Here is a 25207-nt window from a genome sequence, read left to right on the forward strand (position 1 = left end):
TTTTGTAATCACGCATGCTTTATTCTATCTTGCCAGCCTAAGCTTTACAGCTCCTAGAGTTAGTATGTCACCCACATTCACAGGAGAGGGTTCAATGACATCTTGGCCGTTAACTAATGTACCGTTGGTACTACCAGCATCTCGAATGTACCAAGTGCCATCCCAAAGATACAAAATAGCATGCTCTCCAGAAACAGTAGGATCATCCAAGACTATAGCATTCGATATCTTCCTGCCAATAGCAGTAGTCGGCTCAAGAGGGAAAACTGTTCCTGGCCTTAGACCAGTACGCCCTGGGTCTACGACTACAAGTTGACCAAACCGGCTGTTTTGAGACGTAGTAGCAGTAACTGCTCTAAGCTCCCTTAGAGCTATTCTCACCACCTCAAAGAGGAAGATATATAGCAGGGCTACGAATCCCACATTGAGAAGGAACACAAGTAGATCGTAGTTTATCCTCACTGCGGTCCTTCCCAAACCTCTATCTTAGACTGAACCTAATGTCTACGCTACCCAGGGTTATCCTGTCACCATGTTCCAAGGACTTCTCCCTAATCGCGTGGCCATTGACGTATGTACCATTAGTACTGTTCAGATCTTTTATGTACCACTCGCTACCACGAAGGTATATCTCGGCATGATGCCTAGATACCATTGGGTCTTCCAGAATTATCTGATTATCCAGTCCCCTGCCTATGGATGCACGGCCAGAAGGAGATAAGTGAAATCTTTGACCATTTTGGGGACCACTTATTACCGTCAAGAAAGCAGATGCTGGGATCTTTGGTCGCGCTCTAGTAACCTCTATAGGTTGAGTAAATTCAAGCTGTGGATCGATCTCACCAGGTCCCAGATCTTGCAGATAAGACTCTACATGAACTGATCCAGGCTTGACATTTGGATCAGAAATTATCTCGACTTTAGGTTTAGTAACGAGTGTCAAATTATGAGCCCTTGCCCTGTCCTGAATATAAGCGGAAAAATCACGCTCTAGAGCCGTCTTGAAACGCTCAAATGGCTCATAATCTCTAGGATGCAAGGATACTTGGTAGTAATTAGGAGCGAGTATCTGACCTAGGCCTACAACCTGGTTGGTCTCAAGTTCCCTTTCTAGGCGATGAGCTATTTCAGCTGGCTGTACTCTGGGCCTAAAGATGCGGGTAAAGGCCCCCTCAAATAAGGCCTCTAACCCGCTCTCCAGGCGCCTGAGTACACTCACCTACTACCTCCGCAGATAGCAATCAACTTAGGCGCTCTCCTCAAGTTGCTTGCTATCTTCCCATGTCACAAGCTTAGGCTTAGATCTATTCCGTATAGTATCCCCATCGACAATACACTTACGTACACCGGTCAGAGAGGGTATCTCGTACATGGTCTCTAGCAAGACTTCCTCTATCGTGGACCTTAGCCCTCTAGCACCCGTCTTGCGAGCTATAGCCTCCTCAGCCGCAGCTTCCAGAGCATCGTTTGTGAACTGTAGCTCTACGTTATCGAGAGCCATAAGCTTCTGATATTGCTTTATAATCGCGTTCTTGGGCTTGGTCAGTATATGGATCAAATCCTCCTTAGTCAGAGGATCCAACGTAACCACAACAGGTAATCTACCAATGAACTCTGGAATCAGCCCAAACTTTAATAGATCCTCTGGGATAACATGCTGAAGCACCGAACCCTCAGACTGACCAGAGTCATATTCTTGCCGTGCGAAACCTAGAGATCTCTTTGCGCCTATTCTCTTGGCTACTATGTCTTCCAGGCCCTCAAAAGCACCACCACAAATGAACAGTATGTTAGTCGTATCGATCTGTATAAATTCCTGATGAGGATGTTTCCGTCCGCTTTGTGGAGGTACATTAGCGACGGTTCCCTCTATGATCTTCAGGAGCGCCTGTTGTACGCCCTCACCTGATACATCCCTGGTTATCGAGGGATTGTCACCTTTACGGGCAATCTTATCTATCTCGTCTATGTATATGATTCCTCGCTCGGCCCTCTGGATATCCAGATCTGCAGCTTGTATCAACCGTAGGAGTATGTTCTCGACGTCTTCACCAACGTAACCGGCCTCGGTAAGAGCAGTAGCATCAGCTATTGAGAACGGCACATCCAAAATCTTAGCCAAAGTTTGAGCAAGGAGCGTCTTACCGGAGCCGGTAGGACCTATCATAAGTATATTGCTCTTCTGAAGTTCCACATCATCGATCTGCATATCTGCGGCAACGCGCTTGTAGTGGTTGTAAACGGCCACCGAAAGGGTTTTCTTAGCCCTGTCCTGCCCCACCACATAATTATCCAGGAGCTCATAAATCTTCTTAGGAGGCGGAATTCTAGACGGTGCCGGCTCTCGACGGAGACCAGCTGACTCCTCCTCATCTATAATCTCTCGGCACAGGTCCACACACTCATTGCAGATATAAACTGCCCCTGGACCAGCTATCAATCTTCGAACGTCTTCCTGGCGCTTGCCGCAGAAGGAGCATTTATAGCTTGATCTGGAACTTCTAGAATTGGACATTTCCTCTCCCGTAACTAAGTAGTACTCTGCACATTACCTGCAGGTAGCTGCTTTGTACTTGCCATTATTTCGTCAATGATACCGTATTCTTTGGCCTCTTCGGGAGTCATGAACTTCTCCCTGTCAAAGTCGACCTCTATTCTCTCCAAAGGTTGGCCAGTATGCATTGCCAGTAGCTCACGCACCCTACGCTGCATCCTGATTAGAAACCTGGCTTGCTGCTCTACATCAGCAGCAGCACCTTGTGCCCCACCACTCGCAGGATGCATATGTATAGTAGCGTTGGGCAGGGCATACCTCTTACCCTTAGTACCCGCAGCAAGCAGCGGTGTAGCCATGCTGGCCGCCAAGCCCATACAAATTGTCACGATATCAGGCCTGACAAATTGCATAGTGTCGTATATCGCAAGGCCAGCTGTGATAGAACCGCCAGGACTATTTATGTAAAACTGTATATCCCTCTCAGGATCTTCGGCGTCCAGAAATAGTAGTTGAGCGATAATGAGATTTGCTATCTGATCATCAATGGGAGTTCCAAGGATAATTATTCTATCTTTTAGAAGGCGAGAGTAAATATCAAAAGCCCTCTCACCTCTATTGGTTGTCTCTATTACCATAGGAATAAGCGATCTGGGATCGGTAACCATTTCTCTATCCTCCGAAAATAACACCTCTACTATCCATTTTAACAACGCAGGCAAGGATCTAAAGCGTATCGCTTATTTTGCTAACAACTACATGTCCTTCTACGCCTTACGAGCCTCGTCATTACCCTCAGCATCAGACCCTTGAGACTCTTCAGAAGCCTGAACTAAGGTTTCACCCTCAGCAGTCACCTCGCTTTCATTGGTACCACCCTCGACATATTGGATAGCCGAATTCTCAGCATCCACCTGTGAGGCTGAGGAGTCAGGAGTTTGCTCTGAGCCTTCACTTGCCGGTTCCTCCTTAGGATAAAGCGGCTCTCCAGTGGCTATTTCCACGATTCTGTCGAGGAACCGACGATCGTAAATGTCAGCCCTTATACGATCCCGCCACTCCTGGGTATCTAGCAAGGCTCTTGCCTCGGCGCGCTCAGATTCATCTATACGCTCTGCAATCCTATCTATCTCTCGCTGGATTTCGGATTCATCGACCTCTATATTTTCAGCCTTCGCTATCTCCGATAGAACTAATCGCCTTGTCAGCCTCTTCTCGGCGTCAGGGCGTAGAGTGTTTCTAAGATCCTCTATAGTCTGCTGAGTAAATCGTAGGTACTGCTCGAGAGGTATCCCTTGAGCACTGAGGTTTTCACGAATATGAGCCAGCTGATGGTCTACCTCATGTTCGATAAGCACCTGAGGCATGTCCACCGTAGAGGTCTCTACCATCTTCTCTATGACTTCATTTGCCACTCTGTCACGCTCCTCAGCTTCCCTTTCAGCCTGGAGCCTCTCCCTAACTTTCTGCCTCAGATCTTCAACGCTCTCAGCACCTAGGCCAGTGCGCTTAGCAAAGTCATCATCCAGATCAGGAAGCTGAAGCTCCTTTATGCTCTTTACGGTAACCTTATACTTAACAGGCTTACCTGCGTACTCCTCTACAGGATAGTCCTCAGGTAACTTAGACTCAACCTCGTAGTCTTTGCCCTCTTCTGCACCTTCTAAAGCCTTCTCAACATCTTCAGGTAGATAACCTCTACCGAGGACTATAGTAAGATCCTCTCTCTTACGAGGCTCCTCGCCTTCGTACTGTTCTTCTATATCTACGACAAGCTGATCACCATTCTTGGCAGGGCGCGCAGGATCAGGAGTAACCCACACACCCTCTCTCTCTCGAAGAGATTCTATATACTTGTCAACATCCTCATCGGTGACAATTACCTCACGGCGCTCGACCCGGACAGATTTATAGTCACCTAGCTTTACTGTGGGTTCAACTGGAAGGGTGACTTCAAACCTGAAAGGCTCACGCTCAAGCAACTTAAAAGCCTGAGGCTCGGCTATAGGGTTTATCTTCTCCTGCTCAACAGCCTGCTCGATAGCATTGGGTACTATCTCTCGGGTGGCTTCTTCAAAAATAGCTTCCTCCCCTAGGTACCTCTCAATCAATACCCTAGGAGCCTTCCCCTTTCGGAATCCAGGAATAACTACTCTATTAGCCAACCTGCGATAGGCTCTGTCTATCTCTTTATCAACAGTTTCTTTATCTACCTCTATCTCAAGTCTAACTACACTACCAGGAAGTCTCTCAGATTCGACCTTCACCAAAGACTCTAACCCCCATATAGTCTTCTTGTTAGTCACTGACTTAGATCAGTGGGCATAAGTATAGTATTACTTATAAATACCCGGCGCGCAATTATATCACCTTGTGGGCCATTTTGGTTTTAGCCGCCAAGAGTGTAGCCGCGCAGCCTCCTAAGGGTTGAGGGGTCGAGAACTAATATATGGTCATGCCACTGGATTATAGTCTCCAGACCCGACAGTCCTTCAGCCTTCTTCAGCGCATTGCCCAAAGTAATTCTACGGCTATTCCAATAAATATATCTATGTCTTCTAGAATCTGTCTGAAGGTCTCTTAGATAACTAATCAGCTGGGCTTTTGTTTTGATCTCTGTCATCTCTTTCCACCTGCAATACGATGAGCAACAATTTTCCTGACAGCTCCATAGAGACTAATAAGCTTCAGTATGAGCCGCCACCTAATATTTGGAACAAGTATGGTAGAACCGCAAAGTGCGCATTGATACCATCTTCCTAACTCATTTTTGACAGGCGGGACTGTAAACTTATGATCCCTTCTGGAGCTGCAGCTGAGCACTTGATTCTCCTTCGAGATTTCTTAAGCATCCACTATTAAGATGCCTACACAGGTGTTAAGTAGGTGTGAAAGAATAGGAAATTGTCGTCAAGAAGATGTAAAATTACTGATCGAGACCACTCTGGGAAGTCCTGCCAAGTCTTGAAGGACGACAATACTGGCGTCGGGAAACCTGAGTTTTATTTCGTGCTTTAGCTTGTCAACTAGCCTTGGATCCACTTCTAGCAAGCAGTAAGCACCATATGAACAATGTTTTGGTAGTTGACCCAAGAGCTCTCTTATATACTCCAAACCATCCTCTCCACCGAAGAGAGCAGTTCGCGGCTCCCATAAAATCACATCGGGTTGAAGTGAATCAGCCTCGGATTCAGGTATATATGGGAGGTTAGCAACTACCATATCTACCATCTCATGCACCGGGTCCAGAAGATTACCTTGTAGGAGAAATACTCTATCCTGCACTCCATGTTTCTGGACGTTCCTTCGAGCAACATCCAGCGCATCGTGTGAAATATCAGTAGCAACAACCTTCACATCTGGACGTTCTATAGCAATAGATATAGCGATAGCCCCCGATCCAGTACCCACATCAGCTACCACAGCTCCCTTTGTAGCAAGCTTTTTTGCCAGATCAACAAGCATCTCTGTTTCCGGTCTTGGGATAAGTACTGACCTAGAGACACAAAAAAGCCTTCCATAGAACTCCTTGTAACCTAGGATGTAGGCAATAGGTTCGTGGCGGGACCTACGCTCGACTAGACCAAGAAACTTCTCTTGATCCGGGAGGCTTACCTCTTGATTCAGGTTAGCTAACAAACTGGTTCTATCAATCCCTAAAACACTAGCAAGAAGGAGTTCTGAATCCAAAGAAGGATTTTCTACATCGGCGGCTTTCAGCCTGGCCTTTGCTTTCAGAAGCAATTCTCTAATAGCAGCCATAACGAAGAGCTTATTAACTTTTGAGGGTCGCTTAAAAAATAAAGGCGGAGAGGGTGGGATTCGAACCCACGAGGCGGGATTTACCGCCTACGCGATTTCCAGTCGCGCGCACTAGACCAACTATGCGACCTCTCCGCGTATACACGCTCAGGAATCCCTGAGCGGAGGGGGTGGGATTCGAACCCACGAGGGCTCATCGCCCTGCCCGCTTTCGAGGCGGGTGCACTAGTCCACTATGCGACCCCTCCAGCGTGTTAGTATACCAAACTACTATATATGCGTTTCAAGGGTATTACCTCTCGGCAGCACTCTGAGAGCCGTAAAGAGAGTTCCTTACGAACCTATGCAGATAATTCCAGTTGTTATTTCTGGGATACAGGATGTACTGTCCATCGCTGCTCATACCCTGATCGAGGGCATTATCGAGCCCTAAAACCACTGATCTCTTATCATCTATTTTTCTACCAAATATGCTTGCAAGATCCCTGACCGATAGATTGGTCTTTATATCATCCTGCACAGCATCAGCAAGCTTGAACCCTCTTATAATGCCAGTTGGCGAGAGTAGCTTACGCTTGATCGCAGATACCACTAACTGCTGTCTAGCAGCCCGCGCAAAGTCACTAGACTCTCGGGGGTCATTCGTATACCTAGCTCTGGCATAACGTATAGCTTCTTCGCCATCCATATGTTGCACACCCTTTTTGAACCTTATAGTAATCCATTTATAGTTTATTCTCGGATCATCATTAGCTGGATACTTTGCGGTAAAAGACCTAGGGACATTTACATCGACCCCCCCGAGTGCATCTACTAGATCTCTAAAGCCATTAAAGTCGACCGTCATCCAGCCCTGAATGGGAATGCCTAGTGCATGAGATATATCCTCTGCGGCAGCCGCAGCCGCTTTGCGGTGATTACGAGTCTGCGCAAATGCATAAGCATAGGCGGCATTTATTTTACGATAGTAGCCAGAGCCGTAAGGTGATTCTACCCAGAGGTCTCTAGGAATGCTAAGACGAGATGCAGGACCTCCATTTAAGGGCACGCTATATATCATCAAGGAATCCGTCAAGTAAGCTCCATCATGATTACCACCGCCATAACCCATAACTAATAGATTAAAGTGCCCCTCTTTACGAGCTAGTTGGTTAATATCTGACTCCAAGGCGCTTTTGCGGCTAATTGCCATACTGAAAGCATTCGCTCGATTGTAGGCAAATATGCCAAACACCACGGTAGCAATAAGCAATATTACTATTACTAAAGATGCTAACTTTATAACCCTCATCTTATACAGAAAACTTCTCCTAGTAGCCGAAACTGTTTAGTTACCTCTAATAATGATAACGAAACACATAAGTATTAGTTTTTCGGCACCGTTATTGCTAATCCTATTTTTACAAAGATCCTTAGGAGAAGAGGAGCATGAACCATATAGTAAGCGAAGGCATGGATGTCATAGATGCTACTGGAAACAAATTAGGGGAGATAACCAAAGTATGGGAAGAAAAAGAGAGAATCATTGAAGGTTCAGAGGAACAACCAGAAGGCAGAGGTATCAATCCCCCTACTCCCGCAAGTGGTCCCCCAACGGGCGATTTCATAAGAGCCGGAATGGCCCCTAGAGAATCTCTTATAGAACCTAGTCTACAACCTACCACCGACTTCGATGAGAAGCTAGCAAATGAACCCCTACAAACCGCTGGAGGGGGTTATATGCAAGTAAAGATTGCCGGGCTACTCTCAAAGAGCCTGTACATTCCTATGACAGCTATAAAGGAAGTTCGTGAGCAGCAGGTACTACTCAGATTTACCAAGGATGAGCTGGAGAACATGGGGGCTGGCAACAAGCCAGACTGGCTCACTTAACGGGCTGGGGAGCCCTTAGCATATATCCTATGCCCCGTATGGTGTGTATCATATCGGGCTCGCCGCCAGCCGTTAGCTTGGAACGTAGGTAGCTTATGTAGACTTTTACGGCATCAGAGTCTATGTCAAAGGAATAACCCCATACACGTTCGAATATGGCCTCTTTACTTACAACGTGCCCCTCGTTGCGAGCCAAGAATTCCAACAAGTCAAACTCACGTGTAGTAAGATCAAGCTTACGCTCACCCCTCATAGCCTCTCTAGAAGCTAGGTTGAGAGTTAGATCACCAACTCTGATGATACTCTTCTCCTGAGGCTGCCTCCTCCTCAATGAAGCTCTGATCCGCGCCAGAAGCTCCTCAAAATTGAACGGCTTAGTTATGTAATCATCTGCACCAGCATCAAGGCCTGCTATCTTGTCTTCAGTTGCGTCCTTCGCAGTAAGAATAATAATAGGCAAATCAGGATCTAGTCCTTCTCGCAGCCGCCTGCATACCTCTTCCCCACTCATCTCAGGAAGCATTAGGTCCAAGATTACGAGATCGGGAGGATTATCCCTGGCCTTATCCAGCCCCTCTTCGCCTGAAGCTGCAGTATCGACCAGGTAACCCTTAAACGTTAGCCCTCTGCGCAGAAGGTCAGCTATTTGATGTTCGTCCTCGATTACTAAGATTCTTGCCTGCTGGTTAGACATATCTCTACGAGATTATACCAGCGATAGCAAAAATAAATAGTAGCACACTAGATACCTAATCATGCCTAGCCTTTATATAGTAACCTACCAACTATTACAATAAGCTTGTAAATATACTTTTTTGGAGGCGAAGTTGGAGTTTAGGGTCCTAGTTGCTGATCCCATAGCCCCCGAAGGTGTCGAATTACTTCAAAAATACTCCCAGGTAGATGTCAAGACTGGTTTGTCGGAGCCCGATCTCATACAGGCCATACCTCAATACGATGCGCTCGTGGTGCGAAGTGAAACTAAGGTCACATCACGGATCATCGAGGCAGGCGATAGGCTTCAAGTGATTGCTAGAGCAGGAATCGGGGTCGATAACATAGATGTGGATGCTGCCACAAAAAGAGGCATACTCGTTGTCAATGCACCTCTAGGTAATACCGTAGCCGCTGCTGAGCATGCCATAGCGCTAATTTTATCCTTGGCAAGAAACATTCCTCAGGCAGACGCGTCAATTAGGCGAGGAGAGTGGCAGAGAAGCAAGTTCATGGGCGTAGAGCTTGCCGGGAAAACCCTAGGGATAGTAGGGCTGGGCAAGGTAGGCGCAGAGGTGGCTCGGAGAGCAAGGTCCTTCAATATGAACCTATTGGCATACGACCCATATGTATCAGCAAGCATTGCCGAAAGTCTAGGAGCTCGGTTGGTTTCTCTAGATGAATTATTGAGAAACTCCGACATAGTAACTGTCCATGTACCACTACTTCCAAGCACGCGTAATCTAATCAGCAGTAGTGAATTTGACATCATGAAGCCTGACGCATTGCTAGTCAATGTAGCAAGAGGGGGCGTGGTCAATGAAGAGGCACTCGTAGAGGCCCTGAAAGAAGGCAAGATTGCAGGAGCAGCCTTGGACGTTTATGAAAAAGAGCCTCTACCACCAGACAGCCCCATTATACATTTGGAGCATACAGTACTAACTCCGCACCTGGGAGCATCGACCAAGGAAGCGCAAGTTAAGGTTGCACTCGAGGTAGCTGAGCAAGTCATTGATGTACTTAATGGCAGGCCGGCAAGAGGGGCAGTCAATGCTCCCTCCCTACCTCCAGAACTACTTGCTGGAGAGCTTGGTCATTACATAGAGTTAGCAGACAAACTCGGTAGGCTGTACACACAGGTGCATGGCTTTAGCCATACGGGCATAGAGATAGTGTACTGCGGCGACTTGGCAAGTCAGGACCATAGATTGATACGTAGCGCTGTTTTGCGAGGGTTGCTAGAGCCCATTAGCAGCGAGAGGATCAGCTTTGTGAACGCAGAGATTATGGCCCAGGAGAGAGGCTTGAGAGTAACTGAAGCCACAGGAATGGCCCCAGAAGGCTATACCAGCAGCTTGAGGTTGCAGAGCGCAGAGGGCGTGCTAGAGGGTACGGTAATAGGCGAAGAACAGAGAGTAATAAGATTGGACAAATTCCCCGTGGACTTTATCCCCAGTGGCTACTTCTTGTTCTGCCCTCACATTGATAGACCAGGTGTGATCGGTGCAATAGGTACTATACTTGGTAATCACAACATCAACATCAGCGCCGCTATGAGCGGCAGACTTGCCCCACGAGGTGAGACTATGCTGGTGCTCACATTAGATGAGCCTGTGCCAGATGAGGTATGTGAGGAAATCAGGCAGAAAGTCCCTGGTATAGGTAATCTAACACGCGCAAGTCTATAACCCAGGAGCAATAACTATGAGTTCGTTAGGCTCAGCTACCGTGTCTTTCATAGGCGCAGGAGCCATGGCCGAGGCTATGATAGCTGGTGTACTAAACCGGCAGCTGATCAGGCCAGAGCAGGTGCACGCAAGCCACCCTAGAGCTGACAGACGTCAGGAACTGCAAACTAGATACGGAATCAACGTGCATCATATGAACCTGGAAGCAGCCCAAGCCGGCGATATAGTAGTACTAACCATCAAGCCTCAGATCCTCAAGAGGGTAATCCCCGAATTGCGGGGCAACTTGAGAGCAGACCAACTGGTACTGAGCATAATAGCTGGAGCTCCAATTCATGCCTTGGCAACTGGGCTGCTGCATCCAGCCATAGCCAGAGCAATGCCCAACACCCCAGCACAGATAGGCCAGGGAATGACAGTATGGACCACCACCCATGAAGTACATCATGATCAGAAAGCTCAGGTAAAAGAGTTGCTTGGGGCACTCGGTAAGGAGATCTGGGTCGAGGACGAACAGATGGTAGATATGGCTACAGCGTTGAGTGGTACTGGGCCTACCTATGTATTTATGGTGATGGAAGCGCTTATAGATGCAGGTGTACACCTAGGATTTTCAAGACGAGTGGCTACAGAGCTGGTGGAGCAGACGATGCTCGGGTCGGTAATGTTTGCGCTGGAGACCAGAAAACACCCAGCAGAGCTACGCAACATGGTGACATCCCCAGGAGGAACTTCAGCTGAAGCCATATACCAGATGGAGAAGGGAGCTCTTAGGACAGTACTCTCTAAGGCTGTTTACGCAGCTTTCCTACGCACTCAAACACTAAGTGAGAGTGTGAGCAAAAATATCGACAAAGAATAATACCGTCCGAACCCTGGTACTGGTACTAGGTTCGGACGGTACCCAGCCAAGATTGATATTATCCGCTCCTCTTCAGTCTACCCGTGCGCTTAGCGTAATGCTCAACTTTCAGGAATATCCATACACCAATTGGTATGCTTACCACACCTGTTATGACTAGTGGGACTAACACATCACCGAGTTGAGCAACTCCATTCCCCTCCATAAGCGTACGCCTCATACCCTCTAGCACGTAGGTAGCTGGCGATATCTTAGCTAGGGGCTGCATCCAACCTGGTAAGACTGATATAGGATAGTAGACTCCTGACACCAGCAGCAGTATGCCGCTTATCATGAAGGTCATCTCCGCCCCCCTCTCTGTAAAGAGGAGCGGCAAGATAGAAGCCATTATACCGACACCAATAAAGCTCAGAGAACCTATTACACCTACTACTAGTGCACCAACGTAGTTGGCCCTTGCAAGATCCAAGTCCACAAAAAGGCCAATAGCTAAAAAGAGCACAGCAGTACGTAGTAAGCCGTAAACTACACTGAACAACGCAGTACCCAGCATATGAGTGGTGCGGCTTATAGGCGCCATAAAGGTATACTCAATAGTACCTTCCCACCTCTCCCAGGCTATCATTTCACTTATTGAGTCGAACACAGATCTCAGATAAGCCCAGACGAGGGTGCCTATGACCAAATAAAGCACTAGATGCCTAGCATCCGTACCTTGGGCCTTTCCTATATAAATAACCGATAGAGAACTAGTAAGGCTATATACAAAGAAAGCTAGCTCCCATCCCCAGTATCTTTTGACCAGGTTAAGGTTTCGCTCCACAAAAGCATAGCTGGCACGAAGCTCTCGAAGGAGCGTGGGTGGATTATAAGTGCTCATACTGTTGAAACTCCTAATCGCGTATTAATCCTCTATTTCTTGCTCATCTTCTTCAAGGCTGCGACCGGTGAAGAACATGAAAGTATCCTCAAGAGTAGGTGCAGGATTTGCAGGAGTCGCTACCATACTCTTCAGCTCCTGTGGTGTCCCTTCAACTATCAGCTTACCCTTATCAATGATGGCTATCCTGTCACAGAGCGCGTCAGCTTCCGCCATATCATGCGTGGTCAGGAGTATAGTGGCATCGTGCTCTTCCCTAAGCTGCTTGACTAGTTGCTGCACATCTAGTTTAGATCTGGGATCAAGACCAGTTGTTGGTTCATCAAGCAGTAACAACACCGGAGTAGTCAGGAAGGCTCTAGCTATCGCCACCTTCTGCTGCATCCCACGCGACATCTGCTCTAGGGGGCGAGAAAATCGATCAGGGGGTATGCCTAGCCTGCTTAGAATTTCAGGAATTTCTCTTCTAGCCCTAGAGGGAGGGACACCATAGAGCCTAGTAGCATACATTAGGTTCTCCACTGGCGACAGCTTCTTAAAAAAGCTGGCCTCCACTGATACCCTGTTTAGAAGCCTTTTGACCATCTTCTCCTGCTTCACAACATCGAAACCGAAAACCTTTATCTCCCCACCATCTGGTATCAGAAGGGTAGACATCAGCCTTATTAAAGTGCTCTTACCAGAGCCATTGGCCCCAAGTATCCCATAGATTTCGTTCCTCTTCACGCTGAGCGATATATGGTCCACAGCCACGACCTGTTGAGGTTTCTCAACCTCAGCAGTTCCTCTGAACTTTTCTAAGAAAGACCTTCCTCCAAATGTCTTGTAAGCATCTCTTACTAGTAATGCATACTCCTGGTCCAACACTCCTATCAAAGATGACTTGTTGGCTGTGGAAAGAGAAGAATTACTACTTAGACCCACGCTGTTCCTCCTTCAGAAAAATGGCAAACAAATAGGCCGCTAGCAGAGCCCTTACTCTCCGCCACGGCCTAATCGTTTGATCTAATTGGGCGATAAAACTATGTCAGCCGAAGGGATGCTTCTGGCGGAGAGGATACAGTTGCCACACTCGTAGACGAACAGAGCTTAGCAACCTGCCGATACTATGCGAACCAGTTACGTTGCTGATGCTCATCGTCCTCTCCACCTTGTCGTTGTCAACCACTACTATAGCGACATTAGAAGAAGAAAGCAACCGAAAACGATATATTCGCTGAAGCAAAATTTGACTAACCAATGAGCAATGACCCATAATAACAATCAGTATTGCCGACGTAGCTCAGCGGTAGAGCAACTGTTTCGTAAACAGTAGGCCGAGGGTTCGAATCCCTCCGTCGGCTCCACTCACGGTATTTTGCACTGTAGAAGACTAGCAGTTCCACCTGGTAACGGTACGTCCACAGCTTCCAATATGCTTTTCTACTGAAATCTCCACTTCAGCTGTTATTACCTAGGTGATTGCTTAGCCATACTCATATGCAATACCCCAGTACTGGCTTTTCCTGATACCCCTTCCTGGAGTAGAATGCATGTGTTACTAGTTAGCTTTGGAGGATGGTAGTGAAAACCGTTACTGTCCACTCTCGTGAGGGATATCAACAGGAGATCATGGCTGGAAGCCACGCCTTTATGTCAGACCTTCCGATAAGCGAGGGAGGTAATGAGACAGCTCCTGAACCCTACGATCTTCTACTAGCAGCTCTTGGAGCATGTACCTCGATGACACTGCGAATGTACGCAGAACGAAAAGGATGGGATCTTGAGGATATAAGGGTTGAGCTAAGCATCCACAAGTCTCCAGGGGAGAAAGACGTTATTCACAAGAAAATCGAAGTAACAGGAGACCTTACGGAGGATCAGATAGAGCGTCTTAGATATATTGCCACTAGGTGCCCTGTTAACCTCACTCTACGCCGAGGGGTAGAGATGGAGGAAGAAATACAGCTTGCAAGCACCTATCAGGCAACGACAAATATCCCTAGAGATTAGTGATAACAATATAAAAATCATCCTTGACTTCGATAATACTTGAACATCCATAATTGTTCCTGCCATCAGAAACCGATTAAGCAACATCAGGAGAGCAAATCTTGGACTCTATAGTCACGGTTAGAGCCTTAAGAAAGGTTTATCATGTCCCTGAGCGTGAAGCTGGCGTTGTATCAGCAGTAGCAAGTTTATTCAATCGCAAAACTCGCGAGGTAGTAGCAGTAGATAGCATCTACTTTGACTTGCCTCCGGGAGAGGTAGTAGGCTTTCTGGGACCAAATGGAGCCGGAAAGACTACTACCCTCAAGATGCTCTCGGGACTGTTGTATCCCACATCGGGAGAAGCACTTGTGCTAGGACATCATCCCTGGCGTCGAGAAAGAAAATTCCTGCAGCAGATCACCCTTGTTATGGGGCAACGTACACAACTTTGGTGGGATATCCCAGTAATAGATTCGTTTGAGATGTATAGGGCTATATACGAGATCCCTCATAAACAGTACAGACACACACTGGATGAGCTTACCGAACTACTGGAATTAGCGCCTTTGCTCCGCAAGCCAGTACGCAATCTTAGCCTCGGAGAACGCATGAAGTGTGAGTTCGCCGCTGCACTGCTTCACAGACCCAGGATTCTCTTCTTGGACGAACCCACCATAGGCCTGGATGTAACCATGCAGGCGCGAATCAGAGCATTTATCAAAGAGTATAACCAAAGGTATGGATCAACAGTATTACTTACTAGCCACTACATGGCAGACGTAGAGGCTCTATGCAAAAGGGTCATAGTTATTCATCACGGCACTATCCTGTATGATGGTGACCTTCTTGGTCTAGTACACAGGTTCTCCCCTGAAAAGACGATTGTTGTGGAGCTTAGAGAAGGTAGTTTTGATCTCTCTCACTTCGGGCGAGTTATAGAGCAAGATGGTGCGAGGGTAGTCCTCAGGGTATCTAAAGATGACACACCCAGGATCACATCACAGCTACTAGCCAACTTGCCAGTGCTAGATCTAACCGTAGAGGACCCCCCTATCGAGGAAGTCATAGGACAGGTATTCGCCCAGCAGGAGGTAGCATGAAGAGGCTATTCGACATCTACTACTCTTACATGAAGATAGTGATAGCTATGCAATTGCAATACAGAGCATCCCTCCTAATATGGGCATTCTCATCATTGGTCTGGGTGCTGATACCTCTCGTTGTATGGGTAACCGTAGCAAAATCTCAAGGTGGACAGGTCGGAAGTTATAGTTCGGGTGACTTTGCTGCCTACTTTATTGCACTGCTTATAGTTGAACAGACAACTTTCACCTGGGTGATATGGGAGATGGGCGAACGCATACGTAGCGGACAACTTTCTCCCAAGCTCCTACGCCCTATTCATCCAATACATGAAGATGTTGCATGGAATATCTCATACAAGGCAATAACGTTTGCTCTGATTTTGCCATCAGCACTTCTGATAGGCTGGGCTTTCCATGCGGAGTTCCACCCTCATGTATGGCACATAGTTGTATTCTTTCCGTCCTTGATATCGGCGTTTCTCATGCGCTTTGTCATGGAATGGACAATAGGATTGGTAGGATTCTGGGTCACGCGTACCTCAGCTATCAATCAGATTTATAGCACACTTTTCCTATTCCTCTCTGGGCAGATGACGCCGCTCTCGCTCTTACCCCGTCCATTGGAGATGCTGGCGAATATCCTGCCTTTTAAGTGGGCAGTAGCATTTCCCACAGAGCTAGTCCTAGGAAGGCTAAACCCTACGCAAGTCCTCTTAGGTTTCGCGATACAAGCTTTATGGTTGTTAGTAAGTCTTATAGCCTTCAGGTTCATCTGGAGACTAGGAATAAGTAGGTACTCAGCAGTAGGAGCATGACATGAGATATGCTAGGTTGCTTGGCACATTCTTCCGTATAGGATTGATGAGCGAGCTCCAGTATAGAGCCAATTTCTTTGTTCAAGCATTCCAATCATTAGTAGGGCTTTTGACGGGGTTGGGAGGTTTGGCGATCGTCTTCGGGCAAACAGATAACCTCGATGGGTGGTTGCCAGAGGAGCTCCTAGCGGTGCTTGGCGTTTACATACTTATAGGTGGCATTGTAGGGCTTATCGTAAGACCTAGTTTAGAGAGATTCATGGAGGATGTGCGACAAGGTACTCTAGATTTTGCTCTAACTAAACCTTTAGACTCCCAGGTCTACGTCAGCACTCGACAATTAGAGATATGGCGTCTGTTCGACGTAGGATTAGGCATAGTAGTTATAATCATAGCCTTAGTACAGATAGGCGACAGCGTAGGTACATACCAAGCTATAAGCTTTGGGATAGTATTGTTCTCAGGAAGCGTGATCGTCTATAGTTTCCTTCTCTCTCTTGCAACGCTGGCATTTTGGTTTATAAGAGTAGAAAACCTGCTTGTGATCTTTGAGAGTATGTATCAGGCTGGAAGATGGCCAGTAACTATCTATCCTCAACCTCTGAGAGCAGCACTCACCTTTTTGGTGCCAGTAGCATTTGCTGTGACCGTGCCTGCACAAGCACTTACCGGCAAGATTACTTGGCAGCTACTAGTAGGCGCCATCTTGCTATCTATAGCACTTCTATGGTTCTCGAGATGGTTCTGGCATCAGGGCATACGGCACTACTCAGGTGCGTCGGCCTAGAGTTTTCTGAGATTTAGGGACTGGGAGTAGCTACTACTGTAGGAGTAGCGCCAGGCGCGGGTTTACGAGCAAGTAGAACAGTATACCTATTAACTGTGCCTTTGCGAATGACCTGCAGGTGGACAGTCTCACCTGGACGCTTAGCCGCCAGCAAAGACTCGAGCGTTTGCTTCTCATTGACGACCTTGCCATCGAGCGAGATTATCAAGTCGCCAGGCTTTAGGCCAGCTCTATCTGCTGGAGAATCTGGCAACACAGCAGTGATTAATGCTCCTGACTGATCCAGTCCCCTAAGCTGAGCAAGCTGCGGAGTTACTGTGACGTAATATATACCTAGGCTTGCCCTCGGACCTGCGCCTGTCTTAAGTAACCGCTGCGCGATATTGCGTGCTGTATTGGCAGGTAATACCAGTGACCATCCCCTGTTATCCACAGCCACCGTTATGCCTATGATTTCCCCAGCCAAATTGACTACGGGGCCTCCCAAAGCCACCTCTGGTGCCTTAGCATCCGTCCAAATGAGGTTATCTGCCATCTGGGCCCCACCTATATTGTTCTGAAATCCTATCGAGCCTATGATACCCATATCAGCAGTAACCCCAGCCCCATTGCGCGAGATTCCAAGGGCAATAACTTGGGTACCGGTCTCTATCGAGTTTGGATCTGCAAAAACAGGTTCTTTGGGAACGGGTACGCTCACCTTGACTACTGCTAATCCTGTGTCCTGGTCAGGGGCCGCTACTAACACCCCTCTTGCTGAACGCCCATCATAGAAAACTACCTGTACTTGATCATACCTTTGAAGGACTTGGCTAGTAGTAAGTATGTAACCATCGAGGTTCATAACTACACCATTACCAAGCAGAGTCCTTTGACCTCTACCCTGCTCCGTACTGGTGGGAGTTGTAATGGTGACCATATAAGGTTCTGAGGATTTTACAACATCAGCGGGGTTCATCTGACTGAGGGGCTGACCTGAGGTCGTAGTGGGATATCCCCTTCTGGAAAGGGCAAAGCCTGCCATGCCGCCTGCAAGGGCACCGAATACAAGTGCTCCTATCAGCAACAGTATGATAGAAACATAAGTAAAGCGAGGTTGGCGCTTATCGGAGTTTTCCTGCTCCTCAGCGTCCGTTTCTCTCAGTTCTACCATCCCTCAGAACTTTCCGAACCTTACGTAGAAGAGTTCTCTTGTCGAAGGGCTGTGGGAAGACATCCGCTAAGCCATTAAACCTCCCCGCCACAGCCTGTTCCTCCCCAGAGGATACTATACCTATTATAGGCACATTCTGCGTAGCTGCATCTCTACGAAGAGAGCGAACTATTTGAACTGACCTCAGCTTGGGCAGATCCATATCAAGAAGGACAAGATCGGGTTTGATATCTTTTACGGCCTCAACAGCTCTCCTCTTGTCAAATAAGGTGATAGCATCGTATCCGGCACCTTCAAGCGCGCACGCCGCGAGCATCTGAGTCTCCCAACGATCGCCTATAAGGATGACCCTCTTTCTATCCACTTCTCTTCCCCCCTTGCCATTAGTCATGGCCGGAAGAAAATAAGTCTCAAGGCAAAGATACACTTACCCCGTTACAGACAAGTTACTTGAAGGTTAGAAGAGGGTTATAAATTGGGAGCTAAACTTTGCGTCTGTGCACTAGAGTGTCTTTCTTCTTCGCGATTATATGTAGAGTCACCCTCAAAGAGAGGTAACCATACAGTAAAAGTACTTCCCTCACCTTGCTTACTGCTGACGGTTATACGCCCGTTGTGGGCCCTTACTACCCATTGAGCTATAGAGAGCCCCAGGCCACTACCTGCCCCTTTGGGGGCTTTGCTAGACCTGTAAAACCTCTCAAATATTCTAGTGAGCTCAGATGGAGCTATACCTATTCCCGTATCCCTGATCTCAACTTTAGCCCAGGGAGGCTCGGCATATACCGACACATAAACACTGCCACCTTTAGGTGTATATTTGAATGCATTATCCAATAGATTCAACATCACCTGTTTGAGCTGGTCAGCATCACCGGATACCATCACCTGATCCTCACGCTCAAGCCTCACAGATAAACCATCGATTGAGGTGTGCATCTGCTTGAGAGTATCCAAAACTACATCATGCAGATTGACTGGTCTGTATGTTAGGTTTACCTGTCCTGCGTCTGCTCTCGCCAGCATCAACAGATTAGAGACCAGACGGCTTAGCCTGGACACCTCACCACGTATGTTCTCTAACCCTTCCCTGACATCAGGGGGTAGGTTTGGATCCATAAGCATCACTTCCGCATTCCCCCTGATGGTTGTCAAAGGAGTGCGAAGCTCATGAGAAGCGTCTGCTACAAACCTCTTTTGGCTTTCAAAAGCCTTCTCAAGCCTGTTTAGCAGGGAGTTGAAAGTACGAGCTAGTCTATTGACCTCAAGTACTCCATAATCTGCAGGCAACCTCTTACTAAGATCATCGACACCGATCTTACGCGTATCCTCGACGATGCGGGAAAATGGCCTAAGTGCCTGCCATGCTAGGAAATATGCCAATACCCCTGCGGATACCGAGGCTATCGCCCCACCAAGTATGAGTATGGTCTTTAACCTAGCGAGTATCCTGTCGACGGGTTCAAGACTCCTACCCACCTGGAGATACCCAAGCACCTCAGTCCCATATTTGACAGGCCTAGTAAGCACTCTCATCCTACTACCATCATCCAGCATCACCGTCTGCAGCACGGGACGCTTAACTCTCTTGAGGAAACCAGGATTAGCATCGGGGATGTTAGTATCACTTATGGTGGGAGCTAAGGGTAATCCATCAGGACCATATAACCTGAGTTGGACGCTCTCCTCGCTCTGCCGGCCCAAGTTTATTACAGCTATCAAACGTTCGATCTGTTCAGCTATATCAGTATCAGTATCTGAAACCAAGTACTGGGATACCTGCTGGGAATATTCTTTTAGAGATCCATCGATAGAATCATGTAAGGTGCGCTCTACTATGTGCTCTATTCCCACACTGAGAGCTGAGACTATAAGTAGTACTGTGACCGTATAGCTAAATGCCAAAAAGGATCGAATACTTGGGAACATTCCACTTTACCATTTATAGGATAGCTTCCTGATGAAAGTATATCCCACAAAAGGCACACATGAGGTTAGCGCATGCAAAGTTTAGCTTAAAAAGCAAAAGGCCGCTTTCGCGGCCGGTGGGCTCGGCAGGATTCGAACCTGCGACCTTGCGGTTATGAGCCGCTTGCTCTAACCGCTGAGCTACGAGCCCATGCAAAAGTAATTATAGCAACGCATGTGATGTTTGTGTAGGAGATATTCATGAGCCCTATGCAGTTTGGCTCGAACTTCAAGAACAGTTTCATGTAGGAAAAGAGGTTTTGTCAGCTAGATCAATGCGCATAATTCTATTCTGATACCACCTGCTTTTATTGAAAGCAGGATCAAATAAATCTGACCTTAGCTTATCACTATCTATCGGGGAAGCCTGCACGCATGCCACCATCCACAAGGAGTACTGCACCGTTGCAGAATCCTGCTTCATCGGATGCAAGGAATGCTACGGCGGAGGCTACATCCTCTGCAGTGCCATATCTGCCGATAGGCGGTAGAGGCCATTCATGCCAGTGATCAGCAGGCCTTATCTCCCCACCCGGCAAGGTCATGTGCTTCATTCCGGGAATGGTATCTCCAGGGCATACGCAGTTGGACCGCACCCCCAGCAGCCCTCCATCCAGCGCGAACATCCTGGAGAGCATGATCACGGCGGCCTTGCTCACGGAGTAGGCACCAGCCATCCTCTCCCCGATTACGCCAGCATCCGAAGCTACATGCACCATACACCCCTTCCGTTCGGCAAGCAACGGCAAGGCTGCACGTGCGTGCAGGAAGTACCCCTTCACATTTACGTCCATGATACGGTCCCAATCGTCTTCGCTAGTCTCAGATATAGGGGCTACGAGCCCTACACCTGCGTTGTTTACTAGTACGTCGAGGCCACCATACAGAGCTACCACCTGCTCCATGACGGACGCGACATCATCAGCACTGGAGGCATCAGCTGATATGAAGCTGCAGGGACCTAAAGAAGAGAGGCGAGTCTCCGCATCCTTGCCCTTTTCTCTATCCCTGCCTGTGATCAAAACGCTTGCACCTTCTTTCAGGAAACAGGTCGCTATCTGGAGACCTATACCGCTCGTGCCACCCGTTACTATCACAGATCTACCTTCGAACCTGCGACCCATCCCCTACAGCCTCCTCAGAGAGGACGAACCTTTCAATAGCTTCTGCCACACCATCTTCATCGTTCGAACTTACAACAGCATTAGCCAGCTCTCTTACAGGTGATATGGCATTTCCCATGGCCACACCTAGACCTGCTGCCTCCATCATTTCAAGGTCGTTTATCTGATCTCCTATAGCCATGACCTCATCCATGCTGATACCGTAGCTAGCAGCTAAGTGTCTCAGCGCCTTGGCTTTAGAAGCACCTACGTTGAGTATATCTAGCAAGTAGCCGGTATCTGGCTTGTCAGGCTCAGGTTCCCACAGCAGAACCTTGTAGTAGGGCCTCTTGACCATTGCTTCGTAAAGAGGTCCAAGTACGTCATGATCTTCTATCACCCAGACGCTGAGCACATGCTCAGCGTTAGCGAGGTCTTCGTAAGGCAGCCTTTTTATATTACGCTGACTGTTTAGATACTGCGATGCTAGAACGCTATCCTTCTCTGGTGGTCCCGCTAGTAGTCCACCACCTGCAGAAGGGCTCACAAATAACACCGGCTGATGACCATAATTTACAACAAGTTCTACAGCCTCTCGCACCAAGCTTGGGGACATTACATCCTCATAAATTACCTCGCCAGTAGCTGAATCCTGAATCAACGTACCCCCATGTAAAACCAAGGGTACATCTATACCAATCTCCTCAGCTATCTTCTGTGCAAAATGCAATCTCCTGCCAGTAGCAATAGTCACTATAACTCCAAGATCTATCGCCTTCCTAACAGCCTCCTTTACACGGGGACGTACACGACCATGAGAATCCAGCAAGGTACCGTCAAGGTCAAGGGCAATCATCCTATACTTCACTTCTAAACACCACTACCCACTACAATATCCTCTAGGGTATTAAGGAAACGATCAACCTCTTCACGTGTATTATAGTGGGCTAACCCTACGCGCACTGCACCACCACTACCTTCAAGTCCCAGCCTCTGCATAAGCGAGAGAGCATAATAGTTTCCATCCCATACATTAAATCCCTTTTCAGCCATCATCTGAGCCATATCCCGGGGATGGATACTTTCACACCTAAAGGCGAATGTGGCAACCCTCTCATGCCATCTACTCAGATCTCTAATGCCGTAGACTTTCACTGGTAAAGAAAGCAATCCTTCCAACAATGGCTTACCTATATAGGCTTCATATTCTTGAATAGTGTGCATAGCGGATAGGATTCTTTCCCTCCTAGTATTCCCGCTACCTAGAGAGGCTATATGATCCACAGCAGAGGTAATTCCTGCCAAAAGTTCGTAGCTTGGAGTCCCCGTTTCCCACTTATAGGGTGGCCTATCATATGCTGGCCTGACTTTATACGGTCTTAGCATTTCCGAGAGATCTCGCCGAATATAGAGCACGCCTACATGTGGACCAAAGAACTTGTAGGCTGAACAAGCAAGCATATCACACCCGATAGCCGTTACATTGATTGGTCCGTGCGCGGCATAGTGGACAGCGTCTACAAAGACAAGCGCTCCTACTTCGTGCCCTATCCTAGTTATGTCTTGTACGTCGACTATCGTTCCAACTGCGTTGGACGCATGGGTTACAGCTATAATACGGGTACGAGGATTTATAGCTCCATGCAGGGAATCAACACTGAGCGTGCAATCCTCTGGATTGATATCGACTGTCCGAATAGTAAGCCCCTTATCCTCAGCTAACAATAGCCAGGGCGCAACATTGGCATCGTGATCAAGAGTTGTAACCACGATCTCATCACCAGGTCGTAGGATCCTACCTAAAGCTCGACTAATAGAAAAGGTGAGAGTAGTCATGTTTGGGCCGAACACTATCTCATCAGGAGAATCGGCTCCTAGAAAATCTGCCATAGCTTGACGCGCATCTTCTACTAAGGTATCTGTCCTTTTACTAGTCTCAAAGGCTCCATGTGAGTTGGCATTGTTATGTGTCAAGTAGTAAGATATAGCCTCCACGACCTGATGTGGTACCTGCGTACCCCCAGGGTTATCGAAAAACACGGGAGCGCCTGGTGCAGTTACGGATGGAAACTCCTGCCGAGCTCTCAAGATCGCCTCAAAGTGCTCAACTTTCATAGCAATTCAGCTCCTTACTAGTATTCTCTGAAAGCATTTTATATCCGACTCGGCAGGAGCAACTATCTCATTAGAGCTACTATTAGCCCATTTCCGTTGTAGAGCTCTCCATTCTGAAAATAGGATGATGAGCTGGTTCAGGCAAAACTTCAAACTGCTTCTTTACCTGAGCTCCCCACTTTTGAAGGTAAGCTTGAATAATAGGAGGCTTATCTTGGTCTGGGACCTCTACAGCTCTAAAGTGTTCAGTCTTTCCTTTGAAGCGTATCATGCCTTCTCCCGCGGATCTCAGATTAAGCACCCAGTCGGTATTGCCCCTAGGTGCGACAAGATATTTCTGACCTTGGTACTCAAGTACATTAACGGGCACACTTCGCATCTTACCCGTCTTTCTGCCACGAACCACAAGCACAGGTACTAATCCTAGCTTCATCAATAAAGGGTTGACCAGGTTTTTTACGAACCATCCTGGCTTGAGATAGGGACCATTTCTACCGGGCACGTGTTTCCTCCGATTATCGGTAAATCATTTGACTATGTAGTGTATTGCGCGTCCTGTGGTAGCCAACGCTGCTTCCTGGATCGCCTCAGGCAGAGTGGGATGTGCATGAATAGTGAGATCGACATCCTCAGCAGTTGCCCCCATCTCCATCGCAAGGGTTAGCTCTGCAATGAGGTCGGAAGCATGCGGACCCAAAATATGTGCCCCTAGTATCTCACCTGAATCCGCCTCAGATATGATCTTGACTAGACCTTGAGACTCTCCCATACCTAGAGCCCTTCCATTAGCTGAGAAGGGGAACCTACCTACTTTAATCTCGTATCCTTGCTCGTAAGCAGCCTGCTCGGTAAGCCCTACGCTAGCCATCTCGGGGACAGAGAACACACAGGAAGGTACAGCAAAGTACTCCATCTTGGTTCTCTTGCCTAGCATATTACGGACTGCTACTTGTGCCTCAGTCCAAGCCACATGTGCCAGCGGCATCTTGGCTACCACGTCACCTGCAGCATATACATTCGGGATATTGGTTTGCATTCTGTCATCTACTTTAACAGCTCTCTTATTCATCTCAACACCCAAGTTGTCCAGCCCAAGACCTTCCGTATAGGGAATCCTACCGGTAGCCACAAGTACTACATCCCCTTCGGCTACCTTCTCCTGTCCGTTCTCGCTGTATCTGACCAAAAGCTTGCCTTCGCCCTGTTCCACTGCCTGTACGGGGGCGTTTAGGTGAAACTCTACCCCATCGCGCTGCAGAAGCTGTTGCAGTCGCTTGGTGAGCTCCTCATCATAGCCAGCAAGGATTCGTGGAAGCATCTCGATCACAGTTACTTTGGTACCGAGGTTCACGAAGATGCTTGCAAACTCTATCCCTATGTAACCTCCGCCTATAATGACCAGCTCCTGTGGCTGTTCCTTAAGGGATAGCAACCCTGTACTGTCTACTACGCCTGGCAGATCCATCCCTTCTACCGGAGGTTTGGCTGGGACAGATCCAGTAGCTATAAGTATGTTGCGTGTTCTAACTGTTTGGGTGCCCTCCTGGGTACGTACCTCAATCTCATTAGGAGTCTTGATTGTGGCTTCTCCAAATATCTGGGTAGCTCCATTAGACCTCAGGAGTCCTTGCACTCCAGACACAAGCTGCTTCACCACCTTGTCACGCCGGGCAACTATCGCATCAAAATCGGGCTCGATATCTCCCTTGAGGCCCATCTCAGCTCCCTGGCGCGCCAACTTAAGCACTTCAACGGTGCTTACCATAGCCTTTGTTGGGATACAACCTACATTGAGACAAGTGCCTCCCCAATACTGCTTCTCTATTACAACGGCCCTTACCCCCATCTGTTGGGCATATATTCCGGCCACATAGCCTGCTGGACCTCCACCTATTATGGCTATGTCAAACTCCTGATTCTCAGACAACTGTTACC

26 protein-coding genes and 4 tRNA genes are annotated in these 25207 nt (G+C 47.9%); 8 read left to right on the forward strand and 22 right to left on the reverse strand.

Annotated elements, in window-relative coordinates:
• Window positions 1-24 precede the first annotated feature (24 nt).
• From TTER_RS07245 to TTER_RS07290, 10 genes are all read right to left on the reverse strand, one after another.
• Window positions 25-462 carry an FHA domain-containing protein gene (locus tag TTER_RS07245; RefSeq protein ID WP_012875367.1) on the reverse strand — a complete coding sequence of 146 codons (438 nt, stop codon included), beginning with the start codon at window positions 460-462 and terminating at the stop codon, window positions 25-27.
• A 19-nt stretch (window positions 463-481) separates the two neighbouring features.
• Complete coding sequence (locus TTER_RS07250; protein WP_012875368.1) at window positions 482-1219, reverse strand: FhaA domain-containing protein; 738 nt, start codon at window positions 1217-1219, stop codon at window positions 482-484.
• 27 nt (window positions 1220-1246) lie between these two features.
• Complete coding sequence (clpX, locus tag TTER_RS07255; RefSeq protein WP_012875369.1) at window positions 1247-2515, reverse strand: ATP-dependent Clp protease ATP-binding subunit ClpX; 1269 nt, start codon at window positions 2513-2515, stop codon at window positions 1247-1249.
• Between the two features lie 14 nt (window positions 2516-2529).
• Entirely contained in the window at window positions 2530-3162 is a 633-nt protein-coding gene (locus tag TTER_RS07260) for an ATP-dependent Clp protease proteolytic subunit (protein ID WP_012875370.1), read from the reverse strand.
• A gap of 99 nt (window positions 3163-3261) precedes the next feature.
• Window positions 3262-4761 carry a trigger factor gene (tig, locus tag TTER_RS07265; RefSeq protein WP_169302645.1) on the reverse strand — a complete coding sequence of 500 codons (1500 nt, stop codon included), beginning with the start codon at window positions 4759-4761 and terminating at the stop codon, window positions 3262-3264.
• A gap of 122 nt (window positions 4762-4883) precedes the next feature.
• The gene (locus TTER_RS07270) at window positions 4884-5117 is read right to left on the reverse strand and encodes a hypothetical protein (RefSeq protein WP_012875372.1); all 234 of its coding nucleotides are present in this window, start codon (window positions 5115-5117) and stop codon (window positions 4884-4886) included.
• A 287-nt stretch (window positions 5118-5404) separates the two neighbouring features.
• Window positions 5405-6256 carry a peptide chain release factor N(5)-glutamine methyltransferase gene (gene prmC / locus TTER_RS15360; RefSeq protein ID WP_012875373.1) on the reverse strand — a complete coding sequence of 284 codons (852 nt, stop codon included), beginning with the start codon at window positions 6254-6256 and terminating at the stop codon, window positions 5405-5407.
• A 45-nt stretch (window positions 6257-6301) separates the two neighbouring features.
• Window positions 6302-6391: transfer RNA gene (locus TTER_RS07280), tRNA-Ser, on the reverse strand.
• Window positions 6392-6418: 27 nt separating this feature from the next.
• Window positions 6419-6504 (reverse strand) — tRNA-Ser (locus tag TTER_RS07285).
• Window positions 6505-6548: 44 nt separating this feature from the next.
• Window positions 6549-7547 carry an LCP family protein gene (locus tag TTER_RS07290; protein WP_012875374.1) on the reverse strand — a complete coding sequence of 333 codons (999 nt, stop codon included), beginning with the start codon at window positions 7545-7547 and terminating at the stop codon, window positions 6549-6551.
• A 137-nt stretch (window positions 7548-7684) separates the two neighbouring features.
• Here TTER_RS07290 and TTER_RS07295 point away from each other — a divergent pair, with 137 nt between their 5' ends.
• Complete coding sequence (locus TTER_RS07295; RefSeq protein WP_012875375.1) at window positions 7685-8128, forward strand: hypothetical protein; 444 nt, start codon at window positions 7685-7687, stop codon at window positions 8126-8128.
• Here TTER_RS07295 and TTER_RS07300 read toward each other — a convergent pair.
• Complete coding sequence (locus TTER_RS07300; RefSeq protein ID WP_012875376.1) at window positions 8121-8822, reverse strand: response regulator transcription factor; 702 nt, start codon at window positions 8820-8822, stop codon at window positions 8121-8123. The two genes, TTER_RS07295 and TTER_RS07300, sit on opposite strands and share 8 nt — an antisense overlap.
• A 133-nt stretch (window positions 8823-8955) precedes the next feature.
• On the opposite strand from TTER_RS07300, the gene serA reads away from it, so the two are divergent.
• Together serA and proC are read left to right on the forward strand one after the other, a co-directional pair.
• Window positions 8956-10530 carry a phosphoglycerate dehydrogenase gene (serA, locus tag TTER_RS07305; RefSeq protein WP_012875377.1) on the forward strand — a complete coding sequence of 525 codons (1575 nt, stop codon included), beginning with the start codon at window positions 8956-8958 and terminating at the stop codon, window positions 10528-10530.
• A 16-nt stretch (window positions 10531-10546) separates the two neighbouring features.
• A complete protein-coding gene (gene proC / locus TTER_RS07310) occupies window positions 10547-11392 on the forward strand; it encodes a pyrroline-5-carboxylate reductase (RefSeq protein WP_012875378.1) in 846 nt (281 codons plus the stop codon).
• A gap of 58 nt (window positions 11393-11450) precedes the next feature.
• Here the strand turns inward: proC and TTER_RS07315 are convergent, their stop codons facing one another.
• Together TTER_RS07315 and TTER_RS07320 are read right to left on the reverse strand one after the other, a co-directional pair.
• Window positions 11451-12272, reverse strand: coding sequence for an ABC transporter permease (locus tag TTER_RS07315; RefSeq protein ID WP_012875379.1), 822 nt, complete (start codon window positions 12270-12272; stop codon window positions 11451-11453).
• Window positions 12273-12296: 24 nt separating this feature from the next.
• Window positions 12297-13196, reverse strand: a complete 900-nt coding sequence (locus TTER_RS07320; protein ID WP_012875380.1) for an ABC transporter ATP-binding protein — start codon at window positions 13194-13196, stop codon at window positions 12297-12299.
• A 347-nt stretch (window positions 13197-13543) separates the two neighbouring features.
• On the opposite strand from TTER_RS07320, the gene TTER_RS07325 reads away from it, so the two are divergent.
• The 5 genes from TTER_RS07325 (at window position 13544) to TTER_RS07345 (ending at window position 16933) form a co-directional block, all read left to right on the forward strand.
• Window positions 13544-13618 (forward strand) — tRNA-Thr (locus TTER_RS07325).
• A 217-nt stretch (window positions 13619-13835) separates the two neighbouring features.
• On the forward strand, window positions 13836-14264 hold the full coding sequence (locus tag TTER_RS07330; protein ID WP_012875381.1) for an OsmC family protein: 429 nt from the start codon (window positions 13836-13838) through the stop codon (window positions 14262-14264).
• Window positions 14265-14365: 101 nt separating this feature from the next.
• Window positions 14366-15346 (forward strand): ABC transporter ATP-binding protein, encoded by a 981-nt coding sequence (locus TTER_RS07335; RefSeq protein ID WP_012875382.1) that lies wholly within the window; start codon window positions 14366-14368, stop codon window positions 15344-15346.
• Window positions 15343-16146, forward strand: a complete 804-nt coding sequence (locus TTER_RS07340) for an ABC transporter permease (RefSeq protein ID WP_012875383.1) — start codon at window positions 15343-15345, stop codon at window positions 16144-16146. Before TTER_RS07335 ends, TTER_RS07340 begins: the two co-directional genes overlap by 4 nt.
• Before the next feature lies 1 nt (window position 16147).
• Window positions 16148-16933: an ABC transporter permease gene (locus TTER_RS07345; protein WP_012875384.1), complete on the forward strand. Its 786-nt coding sequence runs from the start codon at window positions 16148-16150 to the stop codon at window positions 16931-16933.
• A gap of 13 nt (window positions 16934-16946) precedes the next feature.
• Here the strand turns inward: TTER_RS07345 and TTER_RS07350 are convergent, their stop codons facing one another.
• From TTER_RS07350 to lpdA, 9 genes are all read right to left on the reverse strand, one after another.
• Window positions 16947-18086, reverse strand: coding sequence for a S1C family serine protease (locus TTER_RS07350; RefSeq protein ID WP_012875385.1), 1140 nt, complete (start codon window positions 18084-18086; stop codon window positions 16947-16949).
• Window positions 18058-18450: a response regulator gene (locus TTER_RS14745; RefSeq protein WP_049822984.1), complete on the reverse strand. Its 393-nt coding sequence runs from the start codon at window positions 18448-18450 to the stop codon at window positions 18058-18060. The genes TTER_RS07350 and TTER_RS14745 overlap by 29 nt, the downstream gene beginning before the upstream one ends.
• A 104-nt stretch (window positions 18451-18554) precedes the next feature.
• On the reverse strand, window positions 18555-19991 hold the full coding sequence (locus tag TTER_RS07360; protein WP_169302646.1) for a sensor histidine kinase: 1437 nt from the start codon (window positions 19989-19991) through the stop codon (window positions 18555-18557).
• Window positions 19992-20132: 141 nt separating this feature from the next.
• Window positions 20133-20205, reverse strand: a tRNA-Ile gene (locus TTER_RS07365).
• Between the two features lie 199 nt (window positions 20206-20404).
• A complete protein-coding gene (locus TTER_RS07370) occupies window positions 20405-21178 on the reverse strand; it encodes an SDR family NAD(P)-dependent oxidoreductase (RefSeq protein WP_012875388.1) in 774 nt (257 codons plus the stop codon).
• The gene (locus TTER_RS07375) at window positions 21156-22025 is read right to left on the reverse strand and encodes a Cof-type HAD-IIB family hydrolase (protein ID WP_049822985.1); all 870 of its coding nucleotides are present in this window, start codon (window positions 22023-22025) and stop codon (window positions 21156-21158) included. Before TTER_RS07375 ends, TTER_RS07370 begins: the two co-directional genes overlap by 23 nt.
• Before the next feature lie 2 nt (window positions 22026-22027).
• Window positions 22028-23272: a cysteine desulfurase-like protein gene (locus tag TTER_RS07380; RefSeq protein WP_012875390.1), complete on the reverse strand. Its 1245-nt coding sequence runs from the start codon at window positions 23270-23272 to the stop codon at window positions 22028-22030.
• Between the two features lie 82 nt (window positions 23273-23354).
• Window positions 23355-23774: a nitroreductase family deazaflavin-dependent oxidoreductase gene (locus TTER_RS07385; protein WP_012875391.1), complete on the reverse strand. Its 420-nt coding sequence runs from the start codon at window positions 23772-23774 to the stop codon at window positions 23355-23357.
• A 24-nt stretch (window positions 23775-23798) separates the two neighbouring features.
• Entirely contained in the window at window positions 23799-25199 is a 1401-nt protein-coding gene (gene lpdA / locus TTER_RS07390; RefSeq protein WP_012875392.1) for a dihydrolipoyl dehydrogenase, read from the reverse strand.
• Window positions 25200-25207: the final 8 nt, after the last annotated feature.

The organism is Thermobaculum terrenum ATCC BAA-798, from assembly GCF_000025005.1.
In the GTDB taxonomy this organism is placed as follows: Bacteria; Chloroflexota; Chloroflexia; order Thermobaculales; family Thermobaculaceae; genus Thermobaculum; species Thermobaculum terrenum.

Excerpts from the sequence above, each read along its gene's own strand:
- clpX (WP_012875369.1), bottom strand. The coding sequence starts at position 2,515 with ATGTCCAATTCTAGAAGTTCCAGATCAAGCTATAAATGCTCCTTCTGC.
- TTER_RS07260 (WP_012875370.1), bottom strand. The coding sequence starts at position 3,162 with ATGGTTACCGATCCCAGATCGCTTATTCCTATGGTAATAGAGACAACC.
- TTER_RS07270 (WP_012875372.1), bottom strand. The coding sequence starts at position 5,117 with ATGACAGAGATCAAAACAAAAGCCCAGCTGATTAGTTATCTAAGAGAC.
- prmC (WP_012875373.1), bottom strand. The coding sequence starts at position 6,256 with ATGGCTGCTATTAGAGAATTGCTTCTGAAAGCAAAGGCCAGGCTGAAA.
- TTER_RS07290 (WP_012875374.1), bottom strand. The coding sequence starts at position 7,547 with ATGAGGGTTATAAAGTTAGCATCTTTAGTAATAGTAATATTGCTTATT.
- TTER_RS07295 (WP_012875375.1), top strand. The coding sequence starts at position 7,685 with ATGAACCATATAGTAAGCGAAGGCATGGATGTCATAGATGCTACTGGA.
- TTER_RS07300 (WP_012875376.1), bottom strand. The coding sequence starts at position 8,822 with ATGTCTAACCAGCAGGCAAGAATCTTAGTAATCGAGGACGAACATCAA.
- proC (WP_012875378.1), top strand. The coding sequence starts at position 10,547 with ATGAGTTCGTTAGGCTCAGCTACCGTGTCTTTCATAGGCGCAGGAGCC.
- TTER_RS07315 (WP_012875379.1), bottom strand. The coding sequence starts at position 12,272 with ATGAGCACTTATAATCCACCCACGCTCCTTCGAGAGCTTCGTGCCAGC.
- TTER_RS07340 (WP_012875383.1), top strand. The coding sequence starts at position 15,343 with ATGAAGAGGCTATTCGACATCTACTACTCTTACATGAAGATAGTGATA.
- TTER_RS07345 (WP_012875384.1), top strand. The coding sequence starts at position 16,148 with ATGAGATATGCTAGGTTGCTTGGCACATTCTTCCGTATAGGATTGATG.
- TTER_RS07350 (WP_012875385.1), bottom strand. The coding sequence starts at position 18,086 with ATGGTAGAACTGAGAGAAACGGACGCTGAGGAGCAGGAAAACTCCGAT.
- TTER_RS07370 (WP_012875388.1), bottom strand. The coding sequence starts at position 21,178 with ATGGGTCGCAGGTTCGAAGGTAGATCTGTGATAGTAACGGGTGGCACG.
- TTER_RS07380 (WP_012875390.1), bottom strand. The coding sequence starts at position 23,272 with ATGAAAGTTGAGCACTTTGAGGCGATCTTGAGAGCTCGGCAGGAGTTT.